Raw genomic sequence first — 24,147 nt, 5'->3', positions numbered from 1 at the left:
TTCGTGATTTGTCGCGCGTCCGTGCCGCGTGATCGCTTTGGCGCAGGAGAAGTCCTCATGCGCACGCTCTTTGCCGTCGTCGCCACCTTAGCGCTCACAACGCCGGCTCTCGCTCAACAGCAGCGTCCAAATTGCGAGGCTTGGGAGTATCGCGCCTTCGACTTTTGGATCGGCGATTGGGACGCCTTCCGCGCCGACACCAACGCACCCGCCGGCCATTCATCCGTTCGCGCGGAGGATACCGGCTGCGTCATCACCGAACACTGGACCAGCATCGGGCAACCCTACTCAGGCCGCAGCCTCAACATCTACGATCGCGCCACGCAAAAGTGGGAACAATTCTGGGTCGACTCCACCGGCAACCGCGTCCACTTCATCGGCAGCCCAACACCAACGGGCATGCGCATCGCAACCGAAACACCCGTCACGGTGGCGCCCAACCAGCAGGCCTATTCGCGGATAACGTTCACCAACAACCCCGACGGCACGGTCCTCCAGCACGGCGAACAGTCGGCCGATGGCCAAGCCTGGACCACCTCATACGCCTTCATTTACCGGCGCCGCACGGAATAGCCCCCTTCGGCTGTTCACCCGCCCCGCCTATGTTATAGGGCATAGCGGAGCACAGCATGAACTACGTCGAGGCCGAGGCATCTGAACGCCAGGGCCAGATCAAAATCCACGATCCGAAGGTCGCATTTCCGGGCATGGCTGCTGCGGGCAAACTCGCGGCTGAATGCCTCGACATGCTCGTGCCCGAGGCCAAGGAAGGCGTCACCACCGCCCGCCTCGATGATCTTGCGCGTCAGTTCGTGTTCGATCACGGCGCGCTTCCGGCCTGCGTGAACTATCGCGGCTATCGCCACACGATCTGCACCTCACTCAACCACACCGTATGCCACGGCATCCCTGGCGATCGCGTTCTGAAGGACGGCGATATCGTCAACATCGACGTCACCGTCATCGTCGATGGCTGGCACGGCGACACCAGCCGCATGTACGCGATCGGCCCGAACGTCTCACGCAAGGCGCAACGCCTGATGGACGTCACCTACGAAGCCATGATGCGCGGCCTCGCCATCGTAAAGCCGGGCGTGACGCTCGGCGATCTTGGGCACGCCATTCAATCTTTCGCCGAAGCCGAACGCACCTCTGTGGTGCGCGAGTTCTGCGGCCACGGCCTCGGCCGCGTCTTTCATGATGCGCCGAACATCCTGCACTTCGGAAAACCCGGCCAAGGCGACGTCTTCAAAGCCGGCATGATCTTCACCGTCGAACCGATGCTCAACGCCGGCTCACCGCAAGTAAAGGTGCTCAACGACGGCTGGACCGCGGTGACGAAAGACAAGTCGCTATCGGCTCAATACGAACACTCTGTCGGCGTCACAGAAGATGGCGTCGTCATCTTCACCAAATCGCCTGCGGGGCTGGACGAGCCCCACAAGCTGAACGCAACAACTTAGAGGGCGCGTATGGCGGGGCGCGGCGGCAAAACCGGCGAACCCAAGCAGTCGCCGGCGCGCGTCGAACATGGCGAGCTCTTCGTCTTCAAGACCGACGCGCTCTCGCCGATTGCGTCGGTTGCGCCGCTGGAGATCACCAAGCCGCGCGCCAAAGCGCTACTCGCCATGGCGCACGAGCCGCGCGAACAATTCCGGGTGCTGTTTCTCGACGTGAAGAACCAGCTCATCACCGACGAAGTCATGAATTACGGCACCATCGACCACGCGCCGGTTTATCCACGCGAGATCGCCCCCCGCGCACACGAACTTTCCGCCGCCGCCGTCATCCTCGTCCACAATCACCCAAGCGGCGACCCAAAACCCAGCGCCGCCGACATCGCCATCACGCGCGGGATCGTCGACGCAACGGCTTCGATCAGCGTCAAAGCACACGATCACCTCGTCATTGGCCGCGAGCGGGTGGAAAGCTTTCGGAGTTTGGGACTGTTATGAAAGTTCGTCCGATCGAACCGCGTGACCGCCAAGCATGGGCGGCAATGCGCGCTGGCCTTTGGCCGGACGAAGACGCCGATCTCCTCGCGCACCAAACGCTGATGCATTTCTCCGGCACGACACAGGCCACGACTGTGCTCGTCTGCGAAGATCACAGCGGTACAGCGTGCGGTTTTCTCGAACTCAACCTGCGTCCCTATGCCAAGGGCTGCACCTCTTCGCCGGTGCCATTCATCGAAGCCTGGTACGTCGCTCCAGGCGAGCGCCACAAAGGCCTCGGTCGCGCTCTCATGTCGGCCGCCGAAAGCTGGGCGCTCATTCGCAACTTCACCGAGATCGCCTCGGACACCTCGCTCGACAACGCGCAAGGCCAAGCCGCTCACGCCGCCCTGGGCTACGAAGAGGTCGAACGTGTCGTCACCTTCCGAAAGTCGCTTCGCGTTTGACCCCGGCCCGCCGGCCCGCCACAACAGCTGCAAAAGGCGGGGGGATACATGACAGACACGAGCGCAACAGCGCCGGCCTTTCAGGGCTACGGCACCAAGGCGTACCGCGCCTACGTGCTCTTCGTGCTGGTCATCATCTACACCTTCAACTTCATTGACCGTCTGCTGATCTCGATCGTGCAGGAGCCGATCAAAGCAGAGTTCGGTGTTTCGAATTTTGAACTCGGCCTCCTCGGGGGTCCGGTATTCGCGATCCTTTACACCTTGCTCGGCATTCCGATCGCGCGTTACGCGGAACGCGCCAACCGCGTCACCATCGTTTCCATCGGCGCTGCTATCTGGAGCGTGATGACAGCCGCCTGCGGTGTCGCGGGCAATTTCGTGCAGCTGGCGCTCTGTCGCCTTGGCGTCGGCATCGGCGAAGCGGCGTGCGTGCCGCCTTCGCAATCGGCCATTGCCGATTATTTTCCCGCCGATCGCCGCGCCTCAGCGCTCGCGATCTTTTCGCTTGGCATCCCAATCGGCAGCGCGCTCGCTTATGTCGGCGGCGGCTGGCTGGTCGCGAACTTCGATTGGCGAACCGCCTTTCTGCTTCTCGGCGCCCCCGGCGTCGCCGCGGCCTTGCTGCTGAAGCTCACCGTCAAAGAACCGCCGCGCGCCACCGCCCAAACCAAGCCGCCAAGCTTCGGCGAAACCGTGAAGGCGCTCTCAAAGAAAGCCTCCTTCTGGCACATCGCCGTTGGCGGCGCGCTGATCAGCTTTGTTGGCTACGGCAGCTCGCAATTCCTCGTCTCGCACCTCGTCCGCAATTACGATCTTGGCGCCACGATCCAACAGGAATACGCGCACGCAGCTTACGCGATGGGGCTCGTTGCTGGCGTCTCCACAGCACTCGGCACGTTCCTCGGCGGCTATTTGGCTGATCGCCTCGCGCCCAAGCACACGCACGTCCATTCCTGGCTGCCCGCGCTTGGCGTTGCGGTCGCTATCCCATTCTACATTTTCTCGTTCTTCCAGACCGAGTTCATCTGGGCATTCGCCTTCCTGATGATCGCGCCGATCTTCCACTATATGTACCTCGGCCCGATGTACGCGGTGACCATGGGCGTCTCGACGCCGCTGCAACGCGCCACCGCCATCGCTATCCTCGTTCTGATCGTAAACCTGATCGGTTACGGCCTTGGCCCGCCAACCGTCGGCGCCCTCAACGACATCTTCGCCGCCAACATCTTGAACGACGCCAGCGCCGGAGCGCTGACGCTGGCCGACTGCAACCCGCTCACCATGGATGCAGCGAACGCCGCCACGTGCGCCACCGCGCAGGGCCTTGGCCTCAAATACGCTCTCGGCTGCGCCATCTTCGTTCTCGCCTGGGCCGCGATCCACTTTCTGCTCTCGGCCCGTACGTTGGTGAAAGACCGTGTGAGCTAGAGAACTCCCCAAGCGGCGGCCTGAGCCTGTCGCAGGCGGGAAGAACTACCGGTCCGGGCCTTCGCCACGCGCATGGAATGGGCTAAACGCACTCCATGATTCCGCGTTATGCACGCCCCGAAATGGTGGCGATTTGGGAGCCTGAGAGCCGTTACGGCATCTGGCTAGAGATCGAAACGCTCGCCATGGAGGCGATGGCGGAGCTCGGCACAATTCCAAAATCCGCCGCCGACGAATATCGCAAGAAGGGCAAGTTCGACGTCGCGCGCATCGATGAGATCGAGCGCGAAGTGAAGCATGACGTCATCGCCTTCCTCACCAGCGTCGCCGAACACGTCGGCCCTGAGAGCCGCTTCGCACACCAGGGCATGACCTCATCCGACGTGCTCGACACCTGCCTCGCCGTGCAAATGGCCCGCGCTTCGGATCTGCTGATCGCTGGCTGCGAGCGCGTCATGTCGGCGTTGAAGAAGCGCGCAGTCGAACACAAGATGACGCCGACCATCGGACGCAGCCACGGCATCCACGCCGAGCCAACCACGTTCGGCCTGAAACTCGCCGGACACTATGGCGAGTTCGCGCGCAACCTTGAGCGCTTGAAAGCCGCCCGCAAAGAGATCGCCACCTGCGCCATCTCCGGCGCCGTCGGCACCTTCGCCCAGATCGATCCGCGCGTGGAAGCTTACGTCGCTGAAAAGCTTGGCCTGGAAGTCGAGCCTGTTTCGACCCAAGTCATCCCGCGCGATCGCCACGCTGCCTTCTTCGCAGCGCTCGGCGTTGTCGCCTCCGGCATTGAACGCCTCGCCACCGAAGTGCGCCACCTGCAGCGCACCGAAGTTCTCGAAGCGGAAGAATTCTTCGAACCCGGCCAAAAGGGCTCGTCGGCGATGCCACACAAGCGCAACCCGGTTCTCACTGAGAATCTCTGCGGCCTCGCCCGCCTTGTTCGCAGCGCCGTGACGCCGGCGATGGAAAACGTCGCCCTCTGGCACGAGCGCGATATCTCGCACTCATCGGTGGAGCGCGGCATCGGTCCTGACGCAACAATCCATCTGGATTTCGCGCTACACCGCATGGCGATGGTGATCGAAAAGCTCGTCGTTTATCCAGAAAACATGGCGCGCAATCTGGCGCTTCTTGGCGGCCTGCACAATTCCCAGCGTGTCATGCTGGCGCTGACCCAAGCCGGCGTCACCCGCGAAGACGCCTATCGCCTCGTGCAAAAGAGCGCGATGCAAGTCTGGCAAAGCCCGCCACCGCGCGCCGAGACTGCGTTGATCGACAAACTTCGCGCCGATCCGGATGTGACCTCGAAACTCGACGCCAAAACGCTCGCAAGCTGCTTCGACGACGCGCACCACTTCGCCCGCGTCGACGTCATCTTCAAGCGCGTCTTCGGCTAGACGCCGGCGCCGCGCATCCGCGCCTCAAGCACTGCCGCCATCTCGCGCATCTGCGTGTGGGCGCGTTCAACCCGAACAGATTGGCGGCGCAAACGTTCGGCCGTTTCGCGCCCCTGATTGCGCACATTGACGACGTGGGTCATCTGCGCCAGCCGCGTCTGTTCGATCACGAAGCGCGACGCGGCCTGCTGCAACGCCTGCACATCGGCGCACGCATCGCGCGCTGCGCTGCGAATGCTCTGGATTTCCGGCCATTGCGTGAAGGTAAGATGGCTCAGCATGCCGCGCGCTGGATTTTGAAAATCGTTCGTCTCAACAAAACCCGCCGCGAAAGCGATCATCACCGATATATCGACACTGGTGACGTCATCGGTCTCGGCTGCAGTGCCAGGGATCACCGGCCAGGCAACGCCTGCTTGCTGCATCTCGCGCGAATAGGCTTGCACCGCGCCACGCAACAACAAGCGTCCATCGCGTGAGCAAATGTTCGCAGGCCCTGCACCCGCTGCAAAAAGATTGAGTACTTCCGCGGCGCGCGCCGCCGGCATCTCGACCGGCGAAGGCGCGCACGCACCAAGCGCCGCCACGAGGGCGAAAGCCAGTCCGCGCTTCATTGAGAACGTCCCACTACCCGGCGTGAGTATCTGGAGGCGTCGTGAGGGAAGTGTTCATTAAACCGGTTAAACCCCATTAGCCTTGCAACGTTTCGCCAGCGCGCCTTGCTCGAACCGGCGAATCCCTGCGAACCGGAGCGAAGGCGTCAGGAGATCGGACATGGCGAGCGAAGACTTCATTACGGATGACGAATGGGATGAGGACGTGATGGTCGAGGTCCGCAAGTTCGGTCTTGAACACGCCATGCTGGCCCACCTCCATAAACGCGAAGGCGCGGCCGATCTCAACGCCGTGTTCAAGGACGCCGATCGTATCGTCAATTACGTACTGGGCGAGTTGAACCCTTAAGCGTAGCCTTCCGCTCAGGGAGGGACCTATGAGCGATACAACAACGATCAGACCAAGCGCGCCCTGGCACCTTTGGGCCGTCGGCGTCGTCGCGGTGCTGTGGAACGCGTTCGGCTGCTACGACTACGTCACCACAAGGCTTGGCGGCGCAGATTACCTGCGCGGCTTCTTCTCCGAGCCGCAGGTCGAGTACTACATGAACATGCCGCTGTGGGCCGACATCGTTTGGCCGATCGGCGTATGGGGCGGACTAATTGGCGCTGTACTCCTGCTGGCGCGCAGCAAATGGGCTTTGCACGCCTTCATCGCCTCACTCGTCGCGTTCGTGCTCAGCCTCGTCCACATGTACGTCTTGTCGAACGGCGGCGAACTCTTCGGCACGGCGCAATACCCGATCCAAGCCACGATCCTCGCGCTCTGTCTCGTCTTTGCCTGGTACGCCTGGGCGATGAGCAAGCGCGGCCTGTTGCGCTAGCCAAGTCTGAACCTGCGTCACCCTGAGGTCTTCGAAGGGCGAGCTCACAGCAAAGGCCCGGCGCCACCATGGTAGCGCCGGGCTCATTGTGAGAGGCGCCCCGGGGGCGCCGCCAAATTCGCTTAGTTGCCTGCGGCCACCGAGGCCCGCGCTTCGGCGAGGCACTCATCCATCTTGGCCCGGATCTGGTGATCGGAGAGCTGGACCGCGTGCTGGTCGAGATCCGTACGTAGCTTGCGGAACAGATCCTCGATCCCGGCTTCCTCAAGGTCAGCCACCACCACCGACTTGGCGTAATCGGCTGCCGCCTCATCAGCCAAACCCATCAGGCCTGCCGCCCAAAGACCCACAAGCTTGGCCCGGCGCGCTTGCGCCTTAAACTCAAGCTCTTGATCTAATTGATATTTTGTCTCTGAGGCGCGCTTGCGATCGTCGAATTGGCTCATGGGCCTTCTGGTCTCCTTGTCCGCCATTGAATAGGTGCGCGGCGCGCTGCAATCAACCGCAGACGGGCGCCAGTTCTACGGTAGTGGCCAATTGTTACCCCCGCCCCGGCGCCCTAAGTTCATGTTCACTTGTGTTGCGGCGATTCCGTGAGCGCTCTGAGCCAGTTAGCGCCGGACGCCGCCCCTCAAGGAGGGAGCACCTCATGTCGCGTCGCAAGAAGATCTACGAAGGCAAGGCCAAGATCCTGTTTGAGGGGCCGGAGCCAGGCACAATCATTCAATACTTCAAGGACGACGCCACGGCGTTCAACGCCCAGAAGAAGGCGATCCTCGAAGGCAAGGGCGTGATCAACAACCAGATCAGCGGGTTCATCATGACGAACCTGAACGCGATCGGCGTGCCCACCCACTACATCAAGACGATGAACATGCGCGAACAGCTCGTGCGTGAAGTCGAGATCATCCCGCTCGAAGTCGTGTGCCGAAACGTCGCCGCCGGCTCGCTTTCGACGCGCCTCGGCATCGAAGAAGGCACGCCGCTGCCGCGCTCGATCATCGAATTCTATTACAAGAAAGATGAACTCAACGACCCGATGGTCGCCGAAGAGCACATCACCGCGTTCAATTGGGCGAGCACCCAAGAGATCGATGACATCATGGCGCTGACGCTTCGGATCAACGATTATCTCTTCGGCATGTTCGGCGCCGTCGGCATCAAACTCGTCGATTTCAAACTTGAGTTCGGCCGCCTTTACGAAGGCGACATGGTCCGCACCGTCGTTGCTGATGAAATCAGCCCCGACAGCGCCCGCCTCTGGGACGTGCAAACGAACGAGAAGATGGACAAGGACCGCTTCCGCCGCGACCTCGGCAACGTCACCGAGGCCTACGTGGAAGTCGCCCGTCGCCTCGGCATCGTGAAGCAATCCGCGGCCGGCGGCGAAAGCGTACATTGAGTGAAGTAAACGAGCCGAGCTCGCCCGTGTGCTACGTGGGTGAGTTGGGCGATGGGGGAAGAGTAATGAAAGCGATCGTCACCGTGGGTCTGAAGCCCGGCGTGCTCGACGTGCAGGGCAAGGCCGTCGCTGGTGCGCTGAAAGACCTCGGCTTTGGCGGCGTGCAAGATGCGCGCGTCGGCAAACGCATCGAAATCCAACTCGATGGCAATCTCGATCCCGCCACCGCCGAAGCTCAGGTGCGCGAGATGTGCGAAAAGCTCCTCGCCAACACCGTGATCGAGAGCTATCGCGTCGAGATCGCGAGCTAAGCTTGTGTGGCGGGCACTCGCGCTCGCCGTTGTCATCGCATGCGGCGCTTCGCCAGCCTGGGCATGCGAAGACCCTTACAACATTCAGGGGCTGATCTACGACGACGTCCCCGCGGGCACGCCGGCAAGCGCGCTGATCCTTGATGTTGCCTTCGATGAAGCGACAGACACGGGGCCATTGACCGCGCGCGTTCGGCGCGTGGTGCAAGGCGAGTATCGCGAGGCGACCGTACGCTTGGGTGTCGTCAATAGCTCGTGCCTCTACCCTCTAATATTTGGTCGTGAGGGCCTGATCATTGGCGAACTTCGTCGGGGCGTTGAACGCCAATCATTTGGTCCGAACGATCACCCGCTCGTGCTGACTCGGGGATTTAAACGAACTTGGTTCCGCCCCTTACTCGAATCCGTCGCCGAACGCCGCGATCGAACTGGGGTCGATGCGTTCGCTCGCACAATGGACGGGACGCCCATTGAGGGCGCGCAAACCGCCTCCGGTGATTTCGACGGCGATAACGCCACCGACACGGCGGCGTTTTACGAGGATGAAGACGGCAATCTCGCCATCGCCGTCGCGAGAGCCGCAGACGATAGCTCCATGCCGATCATCTGGAGCGGCGACATCTCAAGTCTGCCGCGCTTCACGTTTCGCACGGCGCCCGCCGGAATCTATCAGACAGACTGCAACGCCCACGGCCCCAATTGCGACGGCGCGCCGGCCACTGTGACGTTGACACACGACGGCATCATCATCGAAGGGCTCGAAGAGCGCTCGCGCACGCTCTATTATTGGTTAGACGGTGCGTTCGAAGAGGTCTCCGTTCGCGAGTAAACGCCATGCAGAATTACTGGTTCAAACCTAAACGCTACGGCTTCGGCGCCTCGCCTGCGTCATGGCAAGGCTGGGCGCTCACGCTCGCCTATTGCGCCGCGGTGACGGCCTTAGGCATCTGGTTCGGCAGCGACGCCACGATCATCGATCAGCGCGTCACGCCTTTTGCCGTCATCGTCATTGCGCTCACGATCATCTTCGTCGGCATCGCCTGGCGCACGACAGAAGGCGGCTTCCGCTGGCACTGGGGCGAGGACAAGTAGCGCAGCTTGTTTGCCGCCACGGCATGGGTCTACGCTTCCACGAAATCATAAAAGGAAGCGCCGATGCTCAGCTGGGGCGACGACTACCCCATCCACCAGACGCCCGAGCCCGTGGCGTTCTCCGGCAGCGACCGCAACTTCTATGATCGCTATTTCTTCAACGGCTATAGCGCCGATGGTTCGGTGTTCTTCGCCGCCGCGCTCGGCGTCTATCCGCATCTCGGTGTCATCGACGCCGCCTTTTGCCTGACCATCGACGGCAAACAGCACAACGTCCGCGCCTCGCGCCGCCTCGAGGGCGAGCGCATGAACCTCAGCGTCGGCCCGATAGAAATCGACGTTATCGAACCGCTGCGCAAGCTCGCCGTCCGCGTCAGCGACAATGACGGCGGCGTGCGCGCCAACCTCATCTTCGAAGCTCGTCACGCACCGATCGAAGAACCACGTTTCACCCGCCGCATCGGCACGCGCATGTTCATGGACTACACGCGCATGACGCAAAACGGCGGCTGGAGCGGCGACCTCAGCCTCAACGGCCAATGCATCGACATCGCTGGCGCGCGCGGCACGCGCGATCGCTCATGGGGCATTCGCCCAGTCGGCGCGCCAGACTCACAGCCCGCGCCCGCATCACCGCAATTCTTCTGGCTCTGGGCGCCCTTCAACTTCGATGATCACGCCGTCTTCTGTCACACCAATGACGACGATGCCGGCAAAGCTTGGAACCGACGTGCGGTGATCGATCACATCGGCCGATCCCGCACAGAATTCGAAAGCCCGCACTTCGAACTCAACTACGTCCCCAGAACACGCCGCTTGCAGCGCGCAAACATCACGCTTTCCAATGACGCCGCGCTCAGCATCGAACCGGCCGGCCCCAAATTCTACATGAGCGGCCTTGGCTACACCCACCCAACTTGGGGTCATGGCCGCGACCACGGCGACCTTGAAACCGCCTATGACGCTATCGATCTCGCTACGATCGACGATGCCGCTCCCGGGCAACTTCACATTCAAGCGCTGGCCCGCGCGACCCTACACACCGCAAGCGGCGAACATCGGGGCCACGGCGTGCTCGAACAATTCCTCATAGGCCCACACGCACCGAGCGGCTTCAAATCCATGCTCGACGGCGCCGCATGAGCGAAACTTCGCACCACCCTGACCGCTTCAAGCTCGCCTGGCTCGAACGCGTCCTCGGCGCTCCATCGGGCGCGCTCGCAAGCTTCAGCGCCAAGCCCGTCGGCACCGGGCAAATGAGCCTCAGTTTTCGCCTCACGCTGGATTGGAAGAACAACGAGGGGCCCGCGTCGGTGATCGCGAAATGCCCCTCACTGGACGCCGGGACTCGCGCCATCGCGGCGGCGCTCCGCGCCTACGCTCTCGAACTCGGCTGGTATCGCGAACTGGCGCCGCAAATCGGCGTTGCCTGCCCGCGCTGCCTGCATCTCGAAAGCAATGCAGACGAAACCGATTTCATTCTTCTGCTGCAAGATCTCGCACCAGCCCAGCAAGGCGATCAACTCGCCGGCGCCAGCATCACGCAAATTGAATCCGCACTCGCGCAGGCCGCGCGCTTGCACGCACCCTATTGGGGCGATCCGCGGCTTTCACAGATCGGCTGGCTGCAACCATCGCCGAACACCACCGCGCTCATTCGGCAAATGACGCCCGCCGTCTACACCCAGTTCAAGAGCCGTTACGCGACACGCCTCTCACCGGACGTGCTGGATCTCTGCGACGCCTTCATCGCGCGCATCGACGCCTATTTCGATCTCAAGCCCGCAGCGCTCACCGTCCAGCACCGCGACTTTCGCATCGACAACATCCTCTTCGAACCGGGCGACAAGACAGCTTACGTCGTCGATTGGCAAACCTTGGGACCAGGCGCCGGCGCAGCCGACCTCGCTTACCTCATTGGCACAAGCATCGCAGACGCTGGCGTCCGCGCACGCGAGGAGGAGCGACTGGTCGCGCTCTATGTTGATGGCGTGCGTGCGCTCGGCGCGTCAGCTGACGCCGAGCAAGTCTGGCGCGAATATCGCCTCTATGCGTTCTCCGGCGTGCTGATGGCGATCATCGCCTCAACCAACGTCGAGCGCACCGAGCGCGGCGATGAGATGTTCGCTGTCATGGCCGAGCGTCCCGCTCGCCAAGCTCTGCACCTTGAGAGCTTATCGCTTCTCTAGAGCTAGCCGCCGGGATCGGGCGGACCCGCCATAGAGACCACGGCAAGCAGGATCACCAAGACAACCCCGATAGCCACAGAGAGCAGCTCGACCGGCATCATACTCAAGATATGGGGAGCCGGTTTCCCTTGCGCCAGGGGCCAAAACAAAGCGGCGGACGCGATAGGTCCGCGCCCGCCGCCCTGCATCGTGTTTGACTGAACCTTAGTGCGACGGCGCGGCTTCATCCGCCAGCGGACGCGCCAGCAATTCACCAATCGAAAGCCCCACTTCATTGTGGCCGCCGAACGCGGTGCCGGTGTGGTTGTCGGCAACGCGCTGGGTGTAGGCCGCATAAGCCGCAGCCGGCAGCGGCACATAGCCGACGCGCGGCGCCAGCGTCGCAGCGTTCTCAAGGAAATAGTTCACGAACCGGCGCACTTGCGGACGGCGCAGCGACTCAGCGTTCACGTAAATGAACATGGGCCGTGACAACGGATAGGCGCCCGAAGCGATCGTCTCCGGCGACGGCGCAACACCATTGATTGAAAGCGCTTTCACGCGCTCTCTGTTTTGCTCGTAGTACGCGTAGCCGAAATAACCCATCGCGCCTGGATTGCTGGCGACGCCCTGAACCACGACGTTGTCGTCTTCGCTCGGCGTATAATCGGTGCGCGAAGCGCCGCCGTCGCCGTTCACAGCTTCATTGAAGTAATCGAACGTGCCCGAAGCTGTGCCCGGCCCATACAATTGCAGCGTCGTGTTCGGGCCTTGCGCATTCACCTGACGCCATTGCGTCACCGTGCGCTCCGCCGCCGGCTCCCACGCGTGGCGGAGCTCCGCCATCGTAATGTTGGTCAGCGGATTGCTCGGGTGGACGACAACACTGATGCCGTCGAACGCGATTGGGATTTCGATGAACTGGATGTTCGCGGCGGCGCACGCCGCAATCTCATCCGTCGAGATCGGGCGCGACGCGTTCGAGATTTGAGTTTCGCCACGGCAGAACTTGCCGAATCCGCCGCCCGTGCCGCTTTCACCAACGGTAACGCGGGCGGCGCCGGTTTGCGTGTTCGTGAACGTCTCAGCCGCCGCTTCAGCCAGCGGAAAAACTGTCGATGAGCCATCGATCGCGATCTGCTCTGACGTCGTACCGGCCGGCGCCGAGGAGCCACCATTGCCGCACGACGCAAGCGCCGCAATCGCCACCGCGGCGACTGCGCCGCGCATAAGTGCTGAACTGATCATCTCATCATCCTCATTTGCCTAAAATTCTGAAGCCGCCGGCCTTGACAGTGCCTTGTGACAGTTGCGTTGCACAGGGCGCGGTCAATCGCCGCCAGCGTCTCCACCGCCATCGCCCCCGCTGTCACCCACATCATGGTCGCTGTCGCGGCGCAGAGATCCGCCCGCATCTCCACCAGCATCTGCGCCAGCGCCCGCATCGGTTTGCCGCGCGCCGCGCCCCGGCGCGTTGACACGCATCAGGATCGAAATAAGCAGCGCCGTCACCGCTATGCTCAAAAGCGCGATAATGATGATCCAGGTCTGCATCCGCCGCTCCTTACCACCGCAGGGGCGCCTCCGAGCACCCCAAATCAACGCTGCGAGGCGCGGCAGGGACGCAACACAGCCTTCCGCAGCGGTTCGTGCCCTTTAATTCCCGGCCGACGCAGCTTATTGAAAGCCGCATGAAATCCGCTGTGATCGTGTTCCCTGGGTCCAATTGCGACCGTGACGCCGCGCGCGCTTTAGAGCGCCTCACCGGCAAGCCTGCCGCTATGGTCTGGCACAAGGAAACAACGCTCCCCGAGGGTCTCGATCTGGTCGTTCTCCCAGGCGGTTTCTCCTACGGCGATTACCTCCGCTCCGGCGCGATGGCGGCAAAGAGCCCGATCGTTCGCGACGTCGTTGCTCATGCGGAACGCGGCGGCCTCGTCCTCGGCATCTGCAACGGCTTTCAGGTACTCACCGAAACCCGCCTGCTGCCCGGCGCGCTCGCCCGCAACGCAGGCCTCAAGTTCGCGTGCAAGGAAGTGCCGCTGGCGATCGCCAACGCCAACACAGCCTTCACGCGCGCCTATCGCGAGCAGCGCGAAACCGAAATCCCGATCGCCCACGGCGACGGCCGCTTCGTCGCTGACGAAGACACGCTCGCCCGCATCGAAGGCGAGGGACGCATTGTCTTCCGCTATCTCGACAATCCGAACGGCTCGGCCCGCGACATCGCCGGCCTCATCAACGACCGCGGCAACGTGCTTGGCATGATGCCCCACCCCGAACGCGCCTCCGACCCTGTGCTCGGCCGCACCGGTGGAGCCGCCATCTTCCAAAGCCTCATGGAAGCGGCATGACCACCAAGAAACCAGCAGCGACCGGCTTCGACGCCGAGGTCGATTCCGCGCGCAAGCGTCTGGAAGCTTCACTGAACGAAGATACCGGCTTCGACGATCTGGCGGCGCTGCAAGCGCTCGCGCCGATCTTGTCGGAGAAGATCTCCTCGCGCCGTCTCGCCTTCACGCTCGGCGACGAGGACGATGACGAGACGCAGATCATCGTCCTCCACGTCGAGACCGACGAAGAGCTCGGTTTCATCTTCGCAGAGGATGGCGAGTACGTCTTCGAATCCAACCTCGAAGCCTATTTCGATGACTTCGTGGACGACGATCCCGAGCGTTTCGTCGAGCGTCTCTACGAGACCCTCCGCGCCGACCTCCCGAAATACGAAGTCGAGCACAAGGGCTAGGCGCCTATCCCTACGATCCGCGTCTCTAAATCCTTGAGCGCAAACACTTAACGTCGAAATCTATCCCACACCTGCGCGCGCCGGCGAGACTGGCGCCGCTCATGACCATCGACGACATCATCCCCGCACACCGCCTGGCGCACTTTCGAGCCGGCGTCGGCGCGTGGCTGGGCTGGCTCGTTCAGGGGGTTCTTCGCATCGGCATATTTGCGCGCAGCCGCCAGATAAGGCGGATGGTTCTGCGCCCTTGGCGTCAGCTTCCGCGATCAGGGCGGAGAGTTCTGCCGCACCCTTGACCTCACCGAAGGCGCCGCCTCGGGCGTCGCATGTCACGGCAAGCGCGGTTGGCGCATCCCGCTGATCTCCAGCAGCGCAGCTGGAGGCGAGGTGCGAACAGCGGGCGCAGCTGCCGAAATTCTGAATGCCGTCGATCAGATGTTCGCTGGCGATCCACTCGATGCCGAAGCCGAACGGGCCGCGCGCGACGCAGGTTGGCGCTAGCACAAAAGAAAAGGCCCTCCGCGTTTCCGCAAAGGGCCAAGGCTATGGAGTTCGAAAGTTAGATTATTCGACCGTGAAGTGGTCCGCCTGCGCGCGCGCGCCGGCATCTTCTTCACGCATCGCCGCCATCACGCGTTGCATGCGCGGATCTGAGAGCGCCGCGTTGATGCGCACCAGCGCTTCAACACTCTCCGAGGAAGCGCCGAACATGCGGCCGAACGCTTCGAACGGGCTCTCAACCGTCGGGTAGTAACGCAGCTGAACGCGGGCATTTTCTTCGATCCCGGCCAGCGCGCGAGCGCGCGCCACGGCAACCGAAAAGCCGCCAAGGTGATCGACCAGACCGCGCTCCAACGCTTGTTGGCCCGTCCATACCCGGCCCTGCGCCACCGCACGAACTTGCTCGGGCGTCATGCCGCGACCATCAGCAACAAGTCCGAGGAATTGTTGGTAGGCGCGATCGATGAAGCCCGCGAAGGCGGCGCGTTCGGCTTGGTTGAAGCCGCGTTGCGTGGTGAACATTTCCACCATCGGCGAGCCAACCGTGATCGTCTCGGTATTGCTCGAGAGATAGTAGTCCATCGCCGGGCCGATGATCAGCTTGCCGCCGACTACACCGATCGAGCCGGTGATCGTCGACGGCGAAGCAATGATCTCATCAGCATAAGCCGAGACGTAGTAGCCGCCAGAAGCCGCAACATCGCCCATCGAAACCACAATGTGCTTGCCACGCTCCTTGGCCGTCCGCAGCGCCGCGAGGATCTGGTCCGAAGCAACCACCGAACCGCCAGGACTGGAGACGCGGAAGACGATTGCCGCTACGTCCTCATCTTCCGAGGCATCGAGCAAAGCTTGCGCGATTGCGTCGCTGTTCATCGCGGATTCGCCGCCGAACACATCGTGGCTCTCCGGGCCGGAGACGATCGCGCCTTCACCCTGCACAACCGCGATAACACGGCCACCAGAATGGGTCGGTGCACGATAATCATCGAAATCGACCAATTCAGAATTCTCCGCGCGTGCAAGCGCTGCACGTTCGGCCTCTTCCGGACGACCGATCTGATCGATCAAGCTCAGCTCACGCGCGCGCTGGGCGGTGAAAGGTGTTGCCTCAACGGCAGCACGTGTTGCGTCCGGCGTGATGCCACGATCGGCCGCGATGTTGGTGATCATGTTGCCGTAAATGCCGTTCATCAGACTCGTAATCTCTTCACGGTGCGCTGGTGTGAACGTGCGTTGGGTCAGCGAGTTCGGATAGGTTTTGTAATCCTCGCGCTGCTCAAACTGCGCTTGCAGGTGATAACGCTGCAGCGTCTGTCCGAAGAACGTCACCTCGGCCGAAAGACCCATCGGCTGGAATTCGCTCGTCTCCTGAAGCCAGACTTCATCGGAGTCAGCGATCGCCATGTAGCCGGGCATGCCCATGCGCACGCCATCGTTCTGAAGGTGCGCGACGACGAACTTGCCGGATTCACGGAACGCCGCGAGCGCGGCGCGGAGCTCTTCTGCCTGCGCTGCCTGCATGCCGCCCGTGTTGGCGCGGATATAGATGCCTTCAACCGCGTTGTCGGTCCGCGCCGCGTCGATCTTGGCGAGAACATCGAGAAGCGCGCTACTTGTGCCGCTCAAAGATGCGAACGGATTGGCGGGACGCTGGTCAGTAAGCGGCTCGCGCAGGTCGAGCGCCAAAACCATGTGCGCCGGCTGGGCCGGCTGGCCGCCGAATGAGGCCGCCAGCATGCCGATGAGAAGGAAGGGTCCGATAAAGAGGAAAAGGACCAGACCAGTCAGCACACCCGCGACGGTGATCAAAAATTGCTTCACGGCAGAAGACTCCACCCCGGCCCTCTGCCGGGTTTATCGATAAATGATATGGACCGAGGGCCCACGCAAGCGGAATTTTATCGAAAAATGATAAACCGGCGGCCTGGGGCGGCTTGGAGCAGGACAAAACCTTGCTGCCGCGCGCTATTTTCCCCAACCGCGACATGGCGCATGATCACGAGCGGAGGGGTGCGCTCCTGATGGCTATGTCGCGCGGCAGACCCGCATTCGCTACGGACGACTGGATGCTTGAGCAGCAGCTCCGAGCGGAGGTCGAGGCTGAGGGCTGGCGAAGCCTTCGCCAGAAGTTAGCCGCGCCCGAGCCGCCCCCACCGCCGATCCAGGCGACCGTGGTCCAAGTTCAGGCCGATCACAACAGCACCGGCAGCACGATCCTCAAGGCGCTTGTTCGCTTCATACTCGCTGCGTTCGCGGCCTATTTGGCCTGGATTGCCGGCGTGGACGCCCGCCTCGGCGAGTTCGACGTCTGGATGGCCACCGGCTCGACGTTCGCCGTAGTGCTCGCACTCTCGATGTTCGGCGCAGCCCGCGGCTTCGTTCACGCGGCGGCCGAGACCATGCGCTGGATTCTGCTGATCGGGATCGGCTTCGGGGCGACTTGGCTGGCGTTTAACTTGCCTTTGTAAGGTCCTGACCGTTATCGGGAAAACGGCCTCGCAAGTGGTCGGAGTAGCAAGATTCGAACTTACGACCCCCACGTCCCGAACGTGGTGCTCTACCAGGCTGAGCTATACTCCGACGCTTACGCGAGGCGCGCCTTTTACACCGTTTTTCGGGACGCGCAACGCACCCCGCCAGCGACGCTAAAGCACTGCCTTGGCCTCGGCAAAAGCCGCCACCGCCCGCTCGACTTCATCGCGCGTGTGGGCCGCTGACATCTGGGTCCGGATCCGTGCTTTGCCTTTGGGCACCACCGGATATGAGAAAGCGATCACATAGACGCCGCGCTTCAGAAGCTCCTCGGCCAGGGCCACAGCGGGCTTGGCGTCATAGAGCATGACCGGGATGATCGGATGCTCTCCCGGCAAGAGATCAAAGCCGGCGGCTTCGAGCCCATTGCGGAAAAGCTCCATGTTCGACTTGAGCTGCTTTCTGAGATCATCGCCCTTCGCCGCAAGCTCTACTGCCTTACGGGCAGCCGCCACGATCGGCGGTGGCACGGTGTTGGAGAAAAGGTAAGGGCGTGAGCGCTGACGCAGCAACTCAACTATGGCGCGCTTGGCGCTGGTGAAGCCGCCGCTCGCACCGCCAAGCGCCTTGCCGAGCGTGCTGGTGAGAATGTCGAGGCGCTCGATGCAGTTGCGATACTCGGCGGTGCCGCGCCCCCCCGGACCAACAATGCCCGTCGAATGGGAATCATCAACGTGAACGAGAGCGTTGTAGCGCTCGGCCAGATCGCAAATCTGATCGAGCGAAGCGATGACGCCGTCCATCGAGAAGACACCGTCCGTTGAGATCAATTTGAACCGCGCGCCCGCGGCATCAGCCGCTTTCAGCTGCGCTTCGAGATCGTTCATGTCATTATTTTTGTAGCGATAACGCTGCGCCTTGCAGAGCCGCACGCCATCGATGATCGACGCGTGGTTCAGCTCGTCCGAGATGATCGCGTCTTCAGCGCCGAGCAAAACCTCGAACAAGCCGCCGTTGGCGTCGAAGCATGAAGGATAAAGGATCGTATCCTCCATCTGCAGCCACTTGGAGAGATCATCCTCCAGCTGCTTGTGCACCGTCTGCGTACCGCAGATGAAGCGCACCGAGGCCATGCCGTAGCCCCACTGGTCCAAACCTTCGTGCGCTGCGGCTTTGATCCGCGCATCCTGCGCCAGGCCCAGATAATTGTTGGCGCACATATTGATGACGGACTTGCCGCCGGTGACGCCAATCTCCGCACCTTGCGGCGTCGCGATCACACGCTCTTCTTTGTAGAAGCCCGCCTCACGAATGCTGGCGATCTCTTTTTCGATGTGCTTTTGAAATTCGCCGTACATGGCTTAGGCGTTCTCCCAATTCAGAACGATCTTGCCTGACTTGCCTTCGAGCATCGTCTCGAAGCCCTCTTCGAACTTATCGTATGGCAGGCGGTGGGTGATGATCGGGGAGAGATCGAGGCCGGATTGGATGAGTGTGGTCATCTTGTACCAGGTCTCAAAGATCTCCCGGCCGTAGATGCCCTTGATCGTCAGCATATTGAAGACGACCTTGTTCCAGTCGATCTTCATGTCGCCGGACGGGATGCCGAGCATCGAAATCTTGGCGCCGTGGCTCATGTTGTCGATCATGTCCGACAGCGCATTCGGCGCGCCGGACATTTCAAGGCCAACGTCGAAACCCTCGCTCATACCGAGTTCCTTCTGCACGTCGCCGAGCGTTTCCTTCGACACGTTCACCGTACGCGTCGCGCCGACCTTCTTGGCCAGCGCCAGGCGATAATCGTTGATGTCGGTGATGACGACATGACGCGCGCCTACGTGCTTGGCGATCGCCGCCGCCATCGCGCCGATCGGCCCCGCGCCTGTGATCAGCACATCTTCGCCGACCATGTCCCATTGCAGCGCCGTGTGCGTCGCGTTGCCGAAGGGGTCGAAGATCGAGGCGACATCGAGATCGATGCCGTCGTGATGGTGCCAGACGTTTGCGTTCGGAATGACGATGTATTCAGCAAAGCAGCCGGGCCGATTGACGCCAACGCCGCTCGTGTATGGGCAAAGGTGGCGGCGCCCAGCCATGCAATTGCGGCAGCGGCCACAAACGATGTGGCCTTCGCCGGAGACGATCATGCCCGGCTTATAGTCGTTGACGTTGTCACCGACCTCGACGACTTCGCCGACGAACTCGTGCCCAACGACCATCGGCACTGGGATCGTCTTTTGCGCCCACTCATCCCACTTATAGATGTGGATGTCGGTGCCGCAGATCGCGGTGCGCTTCACGCGGATCTTCACATCGTTGGGGCCCGCTTGCGGCTCCGGCACGTCTTCCAGCCAAAGCCCACGTTCGGCCTCGCGTTTGACCAGCGCTTTCAACGGCCTCTCCTTAAATGCGGTAAGCACGATCTTATCCCGCGCTCAAAATCCAAGTGTTTGGAAATCAGTCCATTATCGCCTACCTAGCTGAACGACAATCGCCTAACGTCAAGCAGACTTCATGCTTTCAGTCCTCGACCTCTTTCGCATCGGTATCGGCCCTTCGAGCTCGCATACGCTCGGGCCGATCCGCATTGGCAAACGCTTCCTGGAAGACCTCAAAAGCGCTGTGGAACTGGACGCGGTGGCGAACGTCGTCGTGGAACTGCAAGGTTCGCTGGCGCTGACGGGAAAGGGCCACGCAACGCCGAAAGCCGTTGTGCTGGGGCTGTTCGGGCTAGATCCGGAAACGCTCGATCCCGATGTCGCGGAAGCGACGGTTGAACGCGTGGCGGCAGAGAAGCGAGTGGCTTTGCTGGGATCGCACGAGATCGGGTTCGACCCCGAGACGGATATCGTTTTCGCCTATCACATCATGCCGGAACTGCATCCGAACGGCATGAAGCTCAGCGCACGCGGCGCGGGCGGCATAGTGCTATTCGAGCAAACTTATTACTCAACCGGCGGCGGCTTCATCGCGACGGAAAAGCAACTCCGCACGCCAGCGCCAAAGGATTTGATCACCACCGGTCGCAAAGTGCCGTTCCCGTTCGGCTCCGCCGCCGAGCTGCTTGAACACTGCGCGCGGGAGGGCAAATCGATCGAGGAGATCATTTGCGCCAACGAAGATGCGATGCGCCCGCGCGAGGAAACTGACGCGCGCCTGGATCGCGTAGCGCGGGTGATGACGGCTTGTATCGAGCGCGGCCTGCATAAGGACGGCATTCTACCGGGCGCCTTGCAGGTGACACGGCGCGCCCCAGCGATCTGGAAGAAGTTGAAGGAGCAGCCCGGCGCCAATGAACCGGAGCGCCTGTTCGATTGGCTCAACGTCTACGCGATGGCGGTGAATGAAGAGAACGCGGCAGGCGGCCAAGTGGTGACCGCGCCAACCAACGGCGCAGCCGGCATCCTACCCTCGATCCTCCGGCACTATTGCCTGAGCAGCCCGGATCCAATCGGCGACGCACGGCGTTTTCTGCTCACGGCCGGCGGCATTGGCCTTCTCTATAAGCAGCGCGCTTCAATCTCGGGCGCGGAGATGGGCTGCCAGGGTGAGGTTGGCGTCGCCTGCTCGATGGCCGCGGCCGGGCTGTCAGCAGTTTGGGGCGGCTCACCGCAGCAGGTGGCGAATGCGGCAGAGATCGGCATGGAGCACAATCTTGGACTGACCTGCGATCCGGTCGGCGGGCTTGTGCAAATCCCCTGCATCGAGCGGAACGCGGTCGGGTCGGTGAAGGCGGTGAACGGCGCGCGGCTTTCGCTACACTCGGACACGCCCAGCAAGGTCTCCCTGGATCAGGTCATCGAGACCATGCGCCAGACGGGGGTGGATATGTCCTCCAAGTACAAGGAAACGAGCCAGGGCGGGCTGGCCGTCAACGTAGTCGAGTGCTGAAACCCCGTTTGGGCCAAAGACTTGAGATGCGTCAGCCGGGCGCTGTTGCATCCCGCGGCGGGCGCCTCTAAGTACGCGCTTCGCCGGTTTTGGGGTGTCGCCAAGCGGTAAGGCAGCGGTTTTTGGTACCGCCATTCCTAGGTTCGAATCCTAGCACCCCAGCCAGCGAACTACCGAACGGAAGTGACGTAACGAACCGCTTGTCAGCGTGTTGACCAGCGGCCCAAGAAGACTTGCGTTTCAGAACGGAGCGATGATGGCGCGGAAGAGCTATATACCTGGTGACTTCGAATTGGTCGTGAAGCGCTCGAAGACCGGCCTTGGCCTTTTCGCGGAAAGCGAGATTCCGAAGAACGCCTGCATCATCGAATATACCGGCGTGCAGATTTCCAAAGAGCAGGAAGAAAAGAGCCGCTCGAAATATCTGTTCGAGATTCACGCGCGCAAAACCATCGACGGCGCGCCGCGCTGGAACACCGCGCGCTACATCAACCACTCATGCCGCGCCAATTGCGAGCCCAACATCCATAAGGGCCGCGTGTTCATTCACGCCAAGCGCAAGATCAAGCCGGGAGAAGAGCTGAACTATGATTACGGCAAGAACTACTTCAATGAGTACCTGAAGGACATTTGCGCCTGCCCGAAGTGCGAAGAAAAGCGCGCCTCGGTGAAAGCCGCGACCGCCAAGACGGCGGCGCGCAAGCGTGCGAGTAAAAAGACCACCACGAAAAAAGCGACCTCTTCGCGCAAGGAACGCTAACGTAGGTTGGAGTGCCGGGGCCGCACGATCCTTTAGAGAGTTTTGACGTCGGCGCCTTTGGCTTTGCCTATAATCACGACTTGGCTAAGGCCGATAAAGAGGCCGTGCTCAACCACGCCCGCGATCTCCTTGAGAGCCGCCCCGAGCTTGGCGGGATCCGGAATGCGCTTGGCATGAGCGTCGAGGATGTAGTTGCCGCCATCGGTGATGACAGGCTCGTTGGCTTTACCGCTGACGCGGAGAACCACTTCATCGCCGGCGCAACCGGTCGCGCGCAGCGCTTGGACCACGCGCTCTTGGGTCAAAGCGAACCCAAAGCGTGTCACTTCAACCGGTAGCGGAAAATCACCGAGGGTTTCGACCCATTTGGTTTCATCGGCGATGACCACCATCATCTTCGATGCCGCGGCGACGATTTTTTCGCGCAACAGAGCACCGCCGCCACCCTTGATCAGGCGAAACTGATGATCGACTTCGTCGGCGCCATCGACGTCGACATCGATGGACGTGATCTGACTGATCTCCAGAAGCGGCACGCCAACCTGCTCAGCCAGATTTCGCGTTGCTTCAGAGGTCGGCACACCTTTGACGCGGAGCCCCTGCCGGACGCGCTCGCCCAGCTGACGCACGAAGTGAGCTGACGTCGAACCGGTGCCGAGGCCGACGACCATGCCGTCCTTCACATAATCAAGCGCAGCCTGCGCCGCGTTGAACTTGGCGATGTCTCCGCTCACTTGTGCTCGTCCTTCTTCGCGGCTTTCGCTGCAAGTTTCTTCTCTTTGTTCTTAGTCGCCCATCCTTCGAGATTGACCTGGCGGCCGCGCGCCACGCCGAGCGCACCATCGGGGACGTCTTTGGTGATAACGCTGCCGGTGCCTGTGTAGGCGCCGTTGCCGATGGTGACGGGCGAGACGAGAGCAGTGTCCGAGCCTATGAAGGCGTCGGCGCCTATGGTGGAGCGATATTTGTCGAAGCCATCGTAATTGCACACGATCGTGCCGGCGCCGATATTGGCGCGCGGGCCGACGTCGGCGTCGCCGATGTAGGCAAGGTGGCTCGCCTTCGCGCCTTCGCCGAAGTTGGAGTTCTTCACTTCAACGAAGTTGCCGATCTTCACTTTCGCCGCGAGTTTCGCGCCCGGACGAAAGCGCGCAAATGGGCCGATTTCAGAGTTGGGCCCCACTTCGGTGCGTTCGAAGTGACAGTAAGCATGAATGGTCGCGCCACGGCAGATCTTCACGCCTGTGCCGAAGAAGACGTTAGGTTCGATGACAGCGTCCTGCTCGATCACTGTGTCGTAGGAAAAGAACACTGTGGCGGGGTCGATGAGCGTAACACCCGCTTCCATCGCCGCTTCGCGAGCGCGCGCTTGGAAGGCGGCCTCGGCGTCGGCGAGTTGCGCCCGAGAATTCACACCCAGCAATTCCTCTGCGCGCGCTTCGACAATGCTGACTTTCATGGCGGCAGTGCGAGCCATGCCCGGAATGTCGGTTAGATAAAACTCCTGCTGCGCGTTATCGTTGCGCAATTTCGAGAGCAGATCGAACAGGACTTTGGCGTCGGCAACCAAAGCGCCGGCGTTGCAAAGATTGACTGCGAGCTCTTCTTTGTTCGCGTCTCGATGTTCGACGTTGCGTAGGAAATTTCCCGCGGCGTCGGTGATGATGCGACCATAACCGGTGGGATCGTCAGCGTGGAATGCGAGTACGACGACATCAGCGCCAGCCTCACGTGCAGTGAACATTTGCGAAAGGGTTTCAGTGCGGATGAGCGGTGTGTCGCCGAAATAGACGACGACGCTGCCCTCAAAGCCCGAGAGTACGCTGGCTGCGGCGCGCGCCGCATCACCGGTGCCGCGCGGAACGTCCTGGATCGCGGTCGAGCCTTCACCGAGAACCGAGGTCACGCGCTCGGCCAATGCCGGCGCGTTTGGCGGGATCACCACCACCGTGCGCGCGCAATTCAGTTCCCGCGCCAGAGCAATGGACCAATCCACCAGCGGCCTGCCGCCCATTTTGTGCAGCATTTTGGGCGTCTCGGACTTCATCCGCTTGCCCTGTCCCGCCGCCAAAATAATTGCGGCCCGCGCCCGGCTCATGTGTTCCGACCTTGTTCGAATCCTGCGCAG

Annotated in this window: 28 protein-coding genes and 2 tRNA genes; 20 read left to right on the top strand and 10 right to left on the bottom strand. The window is 61.8% G+C overall.

The features are described 5' to 3' along the window. Positions 1 to 57: 57 nt before the first annotated feature. The 6 genes from ATE48_RS17830 (at position 58) to purB (ending at position 5,235) form a co-directional block, all read left to right on the top strand. Positions 58 to 573 carry a DUF1579 family protein gene (locus ATE48_RS17830; protein ID WP_156767849.1) on the top strand — a complete coding sequence of 172 codons (516 nt, stop codon included), beginning with the start codon at positions 58 to 60 and terminating at the stop codon, positions 571 to 573. A gap of 56 nt (positions 574 to 629) precedes the next feature. Further along, positions 630 to 1,463: a type I methionyl aminopeptidase gene (map, locus tag ATE48_RS17825; protein WP_066773921.1), complete on the top strand. Its 834-nt coding sequence runs from the start codon at positions 630 to 632 to the stop codon at positions 1,461 to 1,463. A 9-nt stretch (positions 1,464 to 1,472) separates the two neighbouring features. Next, the gene (locus tag ATE48_RS17820; RefSeq protein WP_066773919.1) at positions 1,473 to 1,955 is read left to right on the top strand and encodes a JAB domain-containing protein; all 483 of its coding nucleotides are present in this window, start codon (positions 1,473 to 1,475) and stop codon (positions 1,953 to 1,955) included. Beyond that, positions 1,952 to 2,401 (top strand): GNAT family N-acetyltransferase, encoded by a 450-nt coding sequence (locus tag ATE48_RS17815; RefSeq protein WP_066773917.1) that lies wholly within the window; start codon positions 1,952 to 1,954, stop codon positions 2,399 to 2,401. The genes ATE48_RS17820 and ATE48_RS17815 overlap by 4 nt, the downstream gene beginning before the upstream one ends. Before the next feature lie 48 nt (positions 2,402 to 2,449). Continuing rightward, a complete protein-coding gene (locus ATE48_RS17810) occupies positions 2,450 to 3,832 on the top strand; it encodes a spinster family MFS transporter (RefSeq protein WP_066773915.1) in 1,383 nt (460 codons plus the stop codon). A gap of 95 nt (positions 3,833 to 3,927) precedes the next feature. Beyond that, positions 3,928 to 5,235, top strand: coding sequence for an adenylosuccinate lyase (gene purB / locus ATE48_RS17805; RefSeq protein WP_066773913.1), 1,308 nt, complete (start codon positions 3,928 to 3,930; stop codon positions 5,233 to 5,235). Here purB and ATE48_RS17800 read toward each other — a convergent pair. Next, positions 5,232 to 5,849 carry a hypothetical protein gene (locus tag ATE48_RS17800; protein ID WP_066773911.1) on the bottom strand — a complete coding sequence of 206 codons (618 nt, stop codon included), beginning with the start codon at positions 5,847 to 5,849 and terminating at the stop codon, positions 5,232 to 5,234. The two genes, purB and ATE48_RS17800, sit on opposite strands and share 4 nt — an antisense overlap. A 160-nt stretch (positions 5,850 to 6,009) precedes the next feature. Here ATE48_RS17800 and ATE48_RS17795 point away from each other — a divergent pair, with 160 nt between their 5' ends. Then, positions 6,010 to 6,198: a hypothetical protein gene (locus ATE48_RS17795; protein WP_066773909.1), complete on the top strand. Its 189-nt coding sequence runs from the start codon at positions 6,010 to 6,012 to the stop codon at positions 6,196 to 6,198. Positions 6,199 to 6,226: 28 nt separating this feature from the next. Next, positions 6,227 to 6,673: a hypothetical protein gene (locus ATE48_RS17790; RefSeq protein WP_066773907.1), complete on the top strand. Its 447-nt coding sequence runs from the start codon at positions 6,227 to 6,229 to the stop codon at positions 6,671 to 6,673. Positions 6,674 to 6,795: 122 nt separating this feature from the next. On the opposite strand, the gene ATE48_RS17785 is transcribed toward ATE48_RS17790, so the two are convergent. After that, positions 6,796 to 7,119: a DUF1476 domain-containing protein gene (locus tag ATE48_RS17785; RefSeq protein ID WP_066773905.1), complete on the bottom strand. Its 324-nt coding sequence runs from the start codon at positions 7,117 to 7,119 to the stop codon at positions 6,796 to 6,798. Between the two features lie 203 nt (positions 7,120 to 7,322). On the opposite strand from ATE48_RS17785, the gene purC reads away from it, so the two are divergent. The 6 genes from purC (at position 7,323) to ATE48_RS17755 (ending at position 11,667) form a co-directional block, all read left to right on the top strand. Next, positions 7,323 to 8,075, top strand: a complete 753-nt coding sequence (gene purC, locus ATE48_RS17780) for a phosphoribosylaminoimidazolesuccinocarboxamide synthase (protein ID WP_066773902.1) — start codon at positions 7,323 to 7,325, stop codon at positions 8,073 to 8,075. Between the two features lie 65 nt (positions 8,076 to 8,140). Further along, positions 8,141 to 8,386, top strand: coding sequence for a phosphoribosylformylglycinamidine synthase subunit PurS (purS, locus tag ATE48_RS17775; RefSeq protein WP_066773900.1), 246 nt, complete (start codon positions 8,141 to 8,143; stop codon positions 8,384 to 8,386). 4 nt (positions 8,387 to 8,390) lie between these two features. Then, positions 8,391 to 9,215 carry a hypothetical protein gene (locus ATE48_RS17770; protein ID WP_066773897.1) on the top strand — a complete coding sequence of 275 codons (825 nt, stop codon included), beginning with the start codon at positions 8,391 to 8,393 and terminating at the stop codon, positions 9,213 to 9,215. Between the two features lie 5 nt (positions 9,216 to 9,220). Then, the gene (locus ATE48_RS17765; RefSeq protein ID WP_066773896.1) at positions 9,221 to 9,478 is read left to right on the top strand and encodes a hypothetical protein; all 258 of its coding nucleotides are present in this window, start codon (positions 9,221 to 9,223) and stop codon (positions 9,476 to 9,478) included. A gap of 63 nt (positions 9,479 to 9,541) precedes the next feature. Further along, a complete protein-coding gene (locus ATE48_RS17760; protein WP_066773895.1) occupies positions 9,542 to 10,621 on the top strand; it encodes an Rv3169 family protein in 1,080 nt (359 codons plus the stop codon). After that, positions 10,618 to 11,667 carry a phosphotransferase family protein gene (locus ATE48_RS17755; protein WP_066773894.1) on the top strand — a complete coding sequence of 350 codons (1,050 nt, stop codon included), beginning with the start codon at positions 10,618 to 10,620 and terminating at the stop codon, positions 11,665 to 11,667. The genes ATE48_RS17760 and ATE48_RS17755 overlap by 4 nt, the downstream gene beginning before the upstream one ends. A 204-nt stretch (positions 11,668 to 11,871) precedes the next feature. On the opposite strand, the gene ATE48_RS17745 is transcribed toward ATE48_RS17755, so the two are convergent. Together ATE48_RS17745 and ATE48_RS17740 are read right to left on the bottom strand one after the other, a co-directional pair. After that, complete coding sequence (locus ATE48_RS17745; protein WP_066773890.1) at positions 11,872 to 12,894, bottom strand: PstS family phosphate ABC transporter substrate-binding protein; 1,023 nt, start codon at positions 12,892 to 12,894, stop codon at positions 11,872 to 11,874. A gap of 81 nt (positions 12,895 to 12,975) precedes the next feature. Beyond that, positions 12,976 to 13,200 (bottom strand): hypothetical protein, encoded by a 225-nt coding sequence (locus ATE48_RS17740; protein ID WP_066773887.1) that lies wholly within the window; start codon positions 13,198 to 13,200, stop codon positions 12,976 to 12,978. A 137-nt stretch (positions 13,201 to 13,337) separates the two neighbouring features. Between ATE48_RS17740 and purQ the strand changes: the two genes are divergently transcribed. Both purQ and ATE48_RS17730 read left to right on the top strand, forming a co-directional pair. Continuing rightward, positions 13,338 to 14,000 (top strand): phosphoribosylformylglycinamidine synthase subunit PurQ, encoded by a 663-nt coding sequence (purQ, locus tag ATE48_RS17735; protein ID WP_066773885.1) that lies wholly within the window; start codon positions 13,338 to 13,340, stop codon positions 13,998 to 14,000. Further along, on the top strand, positions 13,997 to 14,392 hold the full coding sequence (locus ATE48_RS17730) for a hypothetical protein (RefSeq protein ID WP_066773883.1): 396 nt from the start codon (positions 13,997 to 13,999) through the stop codon (positions 14,390 to 14,392). Before purQ ends, ATE48_RS17730 begins: the two co-directional genes overlap by 4 nt. Before the next feature lie 564 nt (positions 14,393 to 14,956). Here the strand turns inward: ATE48_RS17730 and sppA are convergent. Beyond that, entirely contained in the window at positions 14,957 to 16,717 is a 1,761-nt protein-coding gene (sppA, locus tag ATE48_RS17725; protein WP_066773881.1) for a signal peptide peptidase SppA, read from the bottom strand. Between the two features lie 200 nt (positions 16,718 to 16,917). Here sppA and ATE48_RS17720 point away from each other — a divergent pair, with 200 nt between their 5' ends. Then, positions 16,918 to 17,364 carry a hypothetical protein gene (locus ATE48_RS17720; RefSeq protein ID WP_156767848.1) on the top strand — a complete coding sequence of 149 codons (447 nt, stop codon included), beginning with the start codon at positions 16,918 to 16,920 and terminating at the stop codon, positions 17,362 to 17,364. Positions 17,365 to 17,399: 35 nt separating this feature from the next. Here ATE48_RS17720 and ATE48_RS17715 read toward each other — a convergent pair. From ATE48_RS17715 to tdh, 3 genes are all read right to left on the bottom strand, one after another. Beyond that, positions 17,400 to 17,476, bottom strand: a tRNA-Pro gene (locus ATE48_RS17715). Between the two features lie 65 nt (positions 17,477 to 17,541). Beyond that, positions 17,542 to 18,726 (bottom strand): glycine C-acetyltransferase, encoded by a 1,185-nt coding sequence (locus ATE48_RS17710; protein WP_066773879.1) that lies wholly within the window; start codon positions 18,724 to 18,726, stop codon positions 17,542 to 17,544. A gap of 3 nt (positions 18,727 to 18,729) precedes the next feature. Beyond that, entirely contained in the window at positions 18,730 to 19,761 is a 1,032-nt protein-coding gene (tdh, locus tag ATE48_RS17705; RefSeq protein WP_066773877.1) for an L-threonine 3-dehydrogenase, read from the bottom strand. A gap of 121 nt (positions 19,762 to 19,882) precedes the next feature. Between tdh and ATE48_RS17700 the strand changes: the two genes are divergently transcribed. The 3 genes from ATE48_RS17700 to ATE48_RS17690 all read left to right on the top strand — a co-directional run bounded on the left by ATE48_RS17700 (position 19,883) and on the right by ATE48_RS17690 (position 22,019). Next, complete coding sequence (locus ATE48_RS17700) at positions 19,883 to 21,259, top strand: L-serine ammonia-lyase (protein ID WP_066773875.1); 1,377 nt, start codon at positions 19,883 to 19,885, stop codon at positions 21,257 to 21,259. 90 nt (positions 21,260 to 21,349) lie between these two features. Further along, positions 21,350 to 21,424: transfer RNA gene (locus ATE48_RS17695), tRNA-Gln, on the top strand. A gap of 91 nt (positions 21,425 to 21,515) precedes the next feature. Continuing rightward, entirely contained in the window at positions 21,516 to 22,019 is a 504-nt protein-coding gene (locus ATE48_RS17690) for an SET domain-containing protein (RefSeq protein WP_066775357.1), read from the top strand. A gap of 32 nt (positions 22,020 to 22,051) precedes the next feature. Here the strand turns inward: ATE48_RS17690 and rpiA are convergent, their stop codons facing one another. Both rpiA and glmU read right to left on the bottom strand, forming a co-directional pair. Beyond that, a complete protein-coding gene (gene rpiA / locus ATE48_RS17685; RefSeq protein ID WP_066773873.1) occupies positions 22,052 to 22,753 on the bottom strand; it encodes a ribose-5-phosphate isomerase RpiA in 702 nt (233 codons plus the stop codon). Then, the gene (gene glmU, locus ATE48_RS17680) at positions 22,750 to 24,117 is read right to left on the bottom strand and encodes a bifunctional UDP-N-acetylglucosamine diphosphorylase/glucosamine-1-phosphate N-acetyltransferase GlmU (RefSeq protein WP_066773871.1); all 1,368 of its coding nucleotides are present in this window, start codon (positions 24,115 to 24,117) and stop codon (positions 22,750 to 22,752) included. The genes rpiA and glmU overlap by 4 nt, the downstream gene beginning before the upstream one ends. Between the last annotated feature and the right edge of the window lie 30 nt (positions 24,118 to 24,147).

The organism is Candidatus Viadribacter manganicus, assembly GCF_001679665.1.
Taxonomy (GTDB): domain Bacteria; phylum Pseudomonadota; class Alphaproteobacteria; order Caulobacterales; family Aquidulcibacteraceae; genus Vitreimonas; species Vitreimonas manganica.
Note: the sequence above shows the minus strand (reverse complement) of the source record. Positions and strands in the feature narration are given on the sequence as shown.

Bases quoted from the DNA above. Each gene is read 5' to 3' on its own strand.
- ATE48_RS17830 (WP_156767849.1), top strand. From the start codon at position 58: ATGCGCACGCTCTTTGCCGTCGTCGCCACCTTAGCGCTCACAACGCCG.
- map (WP_066773921.1), top strand. From the start codon at position 630: ATGAACTACGTCGAGGCCGAGGCATCTGAACGCCAGGGCCAGATCAAA.
- ATE48_RS17820 (WP_066773919.1), top strand. From the start codon at position 1,473: ATGGCGGGGCGCGGCGGCAAAACCGGCGAACCCAAGCAGTCGCCGGCG.
- ATE48_RS17815 (WP_066773917.1), top strand. From the start codon at position 1,952: ATGAAAGTTCGTCCGATCGAACCGCGTGACCGCCAAGCATGGGCGGCA.
- ATE48_RS17810 (WP_066773915.1), top strand. From the start codon at position 2,450: ATGACAGACACGAGCGCAACAGCGCCGGCCTTTCAGGGCTACGGCACC.
- purB (WP_066773913.1), top strand. From the start codon at position 3,928: ATGATTCCGCGTTATGCACGCCCCGAAATGGTGGCGATTTGGGAGCCT.
- ATE48_RS17800 (WP_066773911.1), bottom strand. From the start codon at position 5,849: ATGAAGCGCGGACTGGCTTTCGCCCTCGTGGCGGCGCTTGGTGCGTGC.
- ATE48_RS17795 (WP_066773909.1), top strand. From the start codon at position 6,010: ATGGCGAGCGAAGACTTCATTACGGATGACGAATGGGATGAGGACGTG.
- ATE48_RS17790 (WP_066773907.1), top strand. From the start codon at position 6,227: ATGAGCGATACAACAACGATCAGACCAAGCGCGCCCTGGCACCTTTGG.
- ATE48_RS17785 (WP_066773905.1), bottom strand. From the start codon at position 7,119: ATGAGCCAATTCGACGATCGCAAGCGCGCCTCAGAGACAAAATATCAA.
- purC (WP_066773902.1), top strand. From the start codon at position 7,323: ATGTCGCGTCGCAAGAAGATCTACGAAGGCAAGGCCAAGATCCTGTTT.
- purS (WP_066773900.1), top strand. From the start codon at position 8,141: ATGAAAGCGATCGTCACCGTGGGTCTGAAGCCCGGCGTGCTCGACGTG.
- ATE48_RS17765 (WP_066773896.1), top strand. From the start codon at position 9,221: ATGCAGAATTACTGGTTCAAACCTAAACGCTACGGCTTCGGCGCCTCG.
- ATE48_RS17760 (WP_066773895.1), top strand. From the start codon at position 9,542: ATGCTCAGCTGGGGCGACGACTACCCCATCCACCAGACGCCCGAGCCC.
- ATE48_RS17755 (WP_066773894.1), top strand. From the start codon at position 10,618: ATGAGCGAAACTTCGCACCACCCTGACCGCTTCAAGCTCGCCTGGCTC.
- ATE48_RS17745 (WP_066773890.1), bottom strand. From the start codon at position 12,894: ATGATCAGTTCAGCACTTATGCGCGGCGCAGTCGCCGCGGTGGCGATT.
- ATE48_RS17740 (WP_066773887.1), bottom strand. From the start codon at position 13,200: ATGCAGACCTGGATCATCATTATCGCGCTTTTGAGCATAGCGGTGACG.
- purQ (WP_066773885.1), top strand. From the start codon at position 13,338: ATGAAATCCGCTGTGATCGTGTTCCCTGGGTCCAATTGCGACCGTGAC.
- ATE48_RS17730 (WP_066773883.1), top strand. From the start codon at position 13,997: ATGACCACCAAGAAACCAGCAGCGACCGGCTTCGACGCCGAGGTCGAT.
- ATE48_RS17720 (WP_156767848.1), top strand. From the start codon at position 16,918: ATGGCTATGTCGCGCGGCAGACCCGCATTCGCTACGGACGACTGGATG.
- ATE48_RS17710 (WP_066773879.1), bottom strand. From the start codon at position 18,726: ATGTACGGCGAATTTCAAAAGCACATCGAAAAAGAGATCGCCAGCATT.
- ATE48_RS17700 (WP_066773875.1), top strand. From the start codon at position 19,883: ATGCTTTCAGTCCTCGACCTCTTTCGCATCGGTATCGGCCCTTCGAGC.
- ATE48_RS17690 (WP_066775357.1), top strand. From the start codon at position 21,516: ATGGCGCGGAAGAGCTATATACCTGGTGACTTCGAATTGGTCGTGAAG.
- glmU (WP_066773871.1), bottom strand. From the start codon at position 24,117: ATGAGCCGGGCGCGGGCCGCAATTATTTTGGCGGCGGGACAGGGCAAG.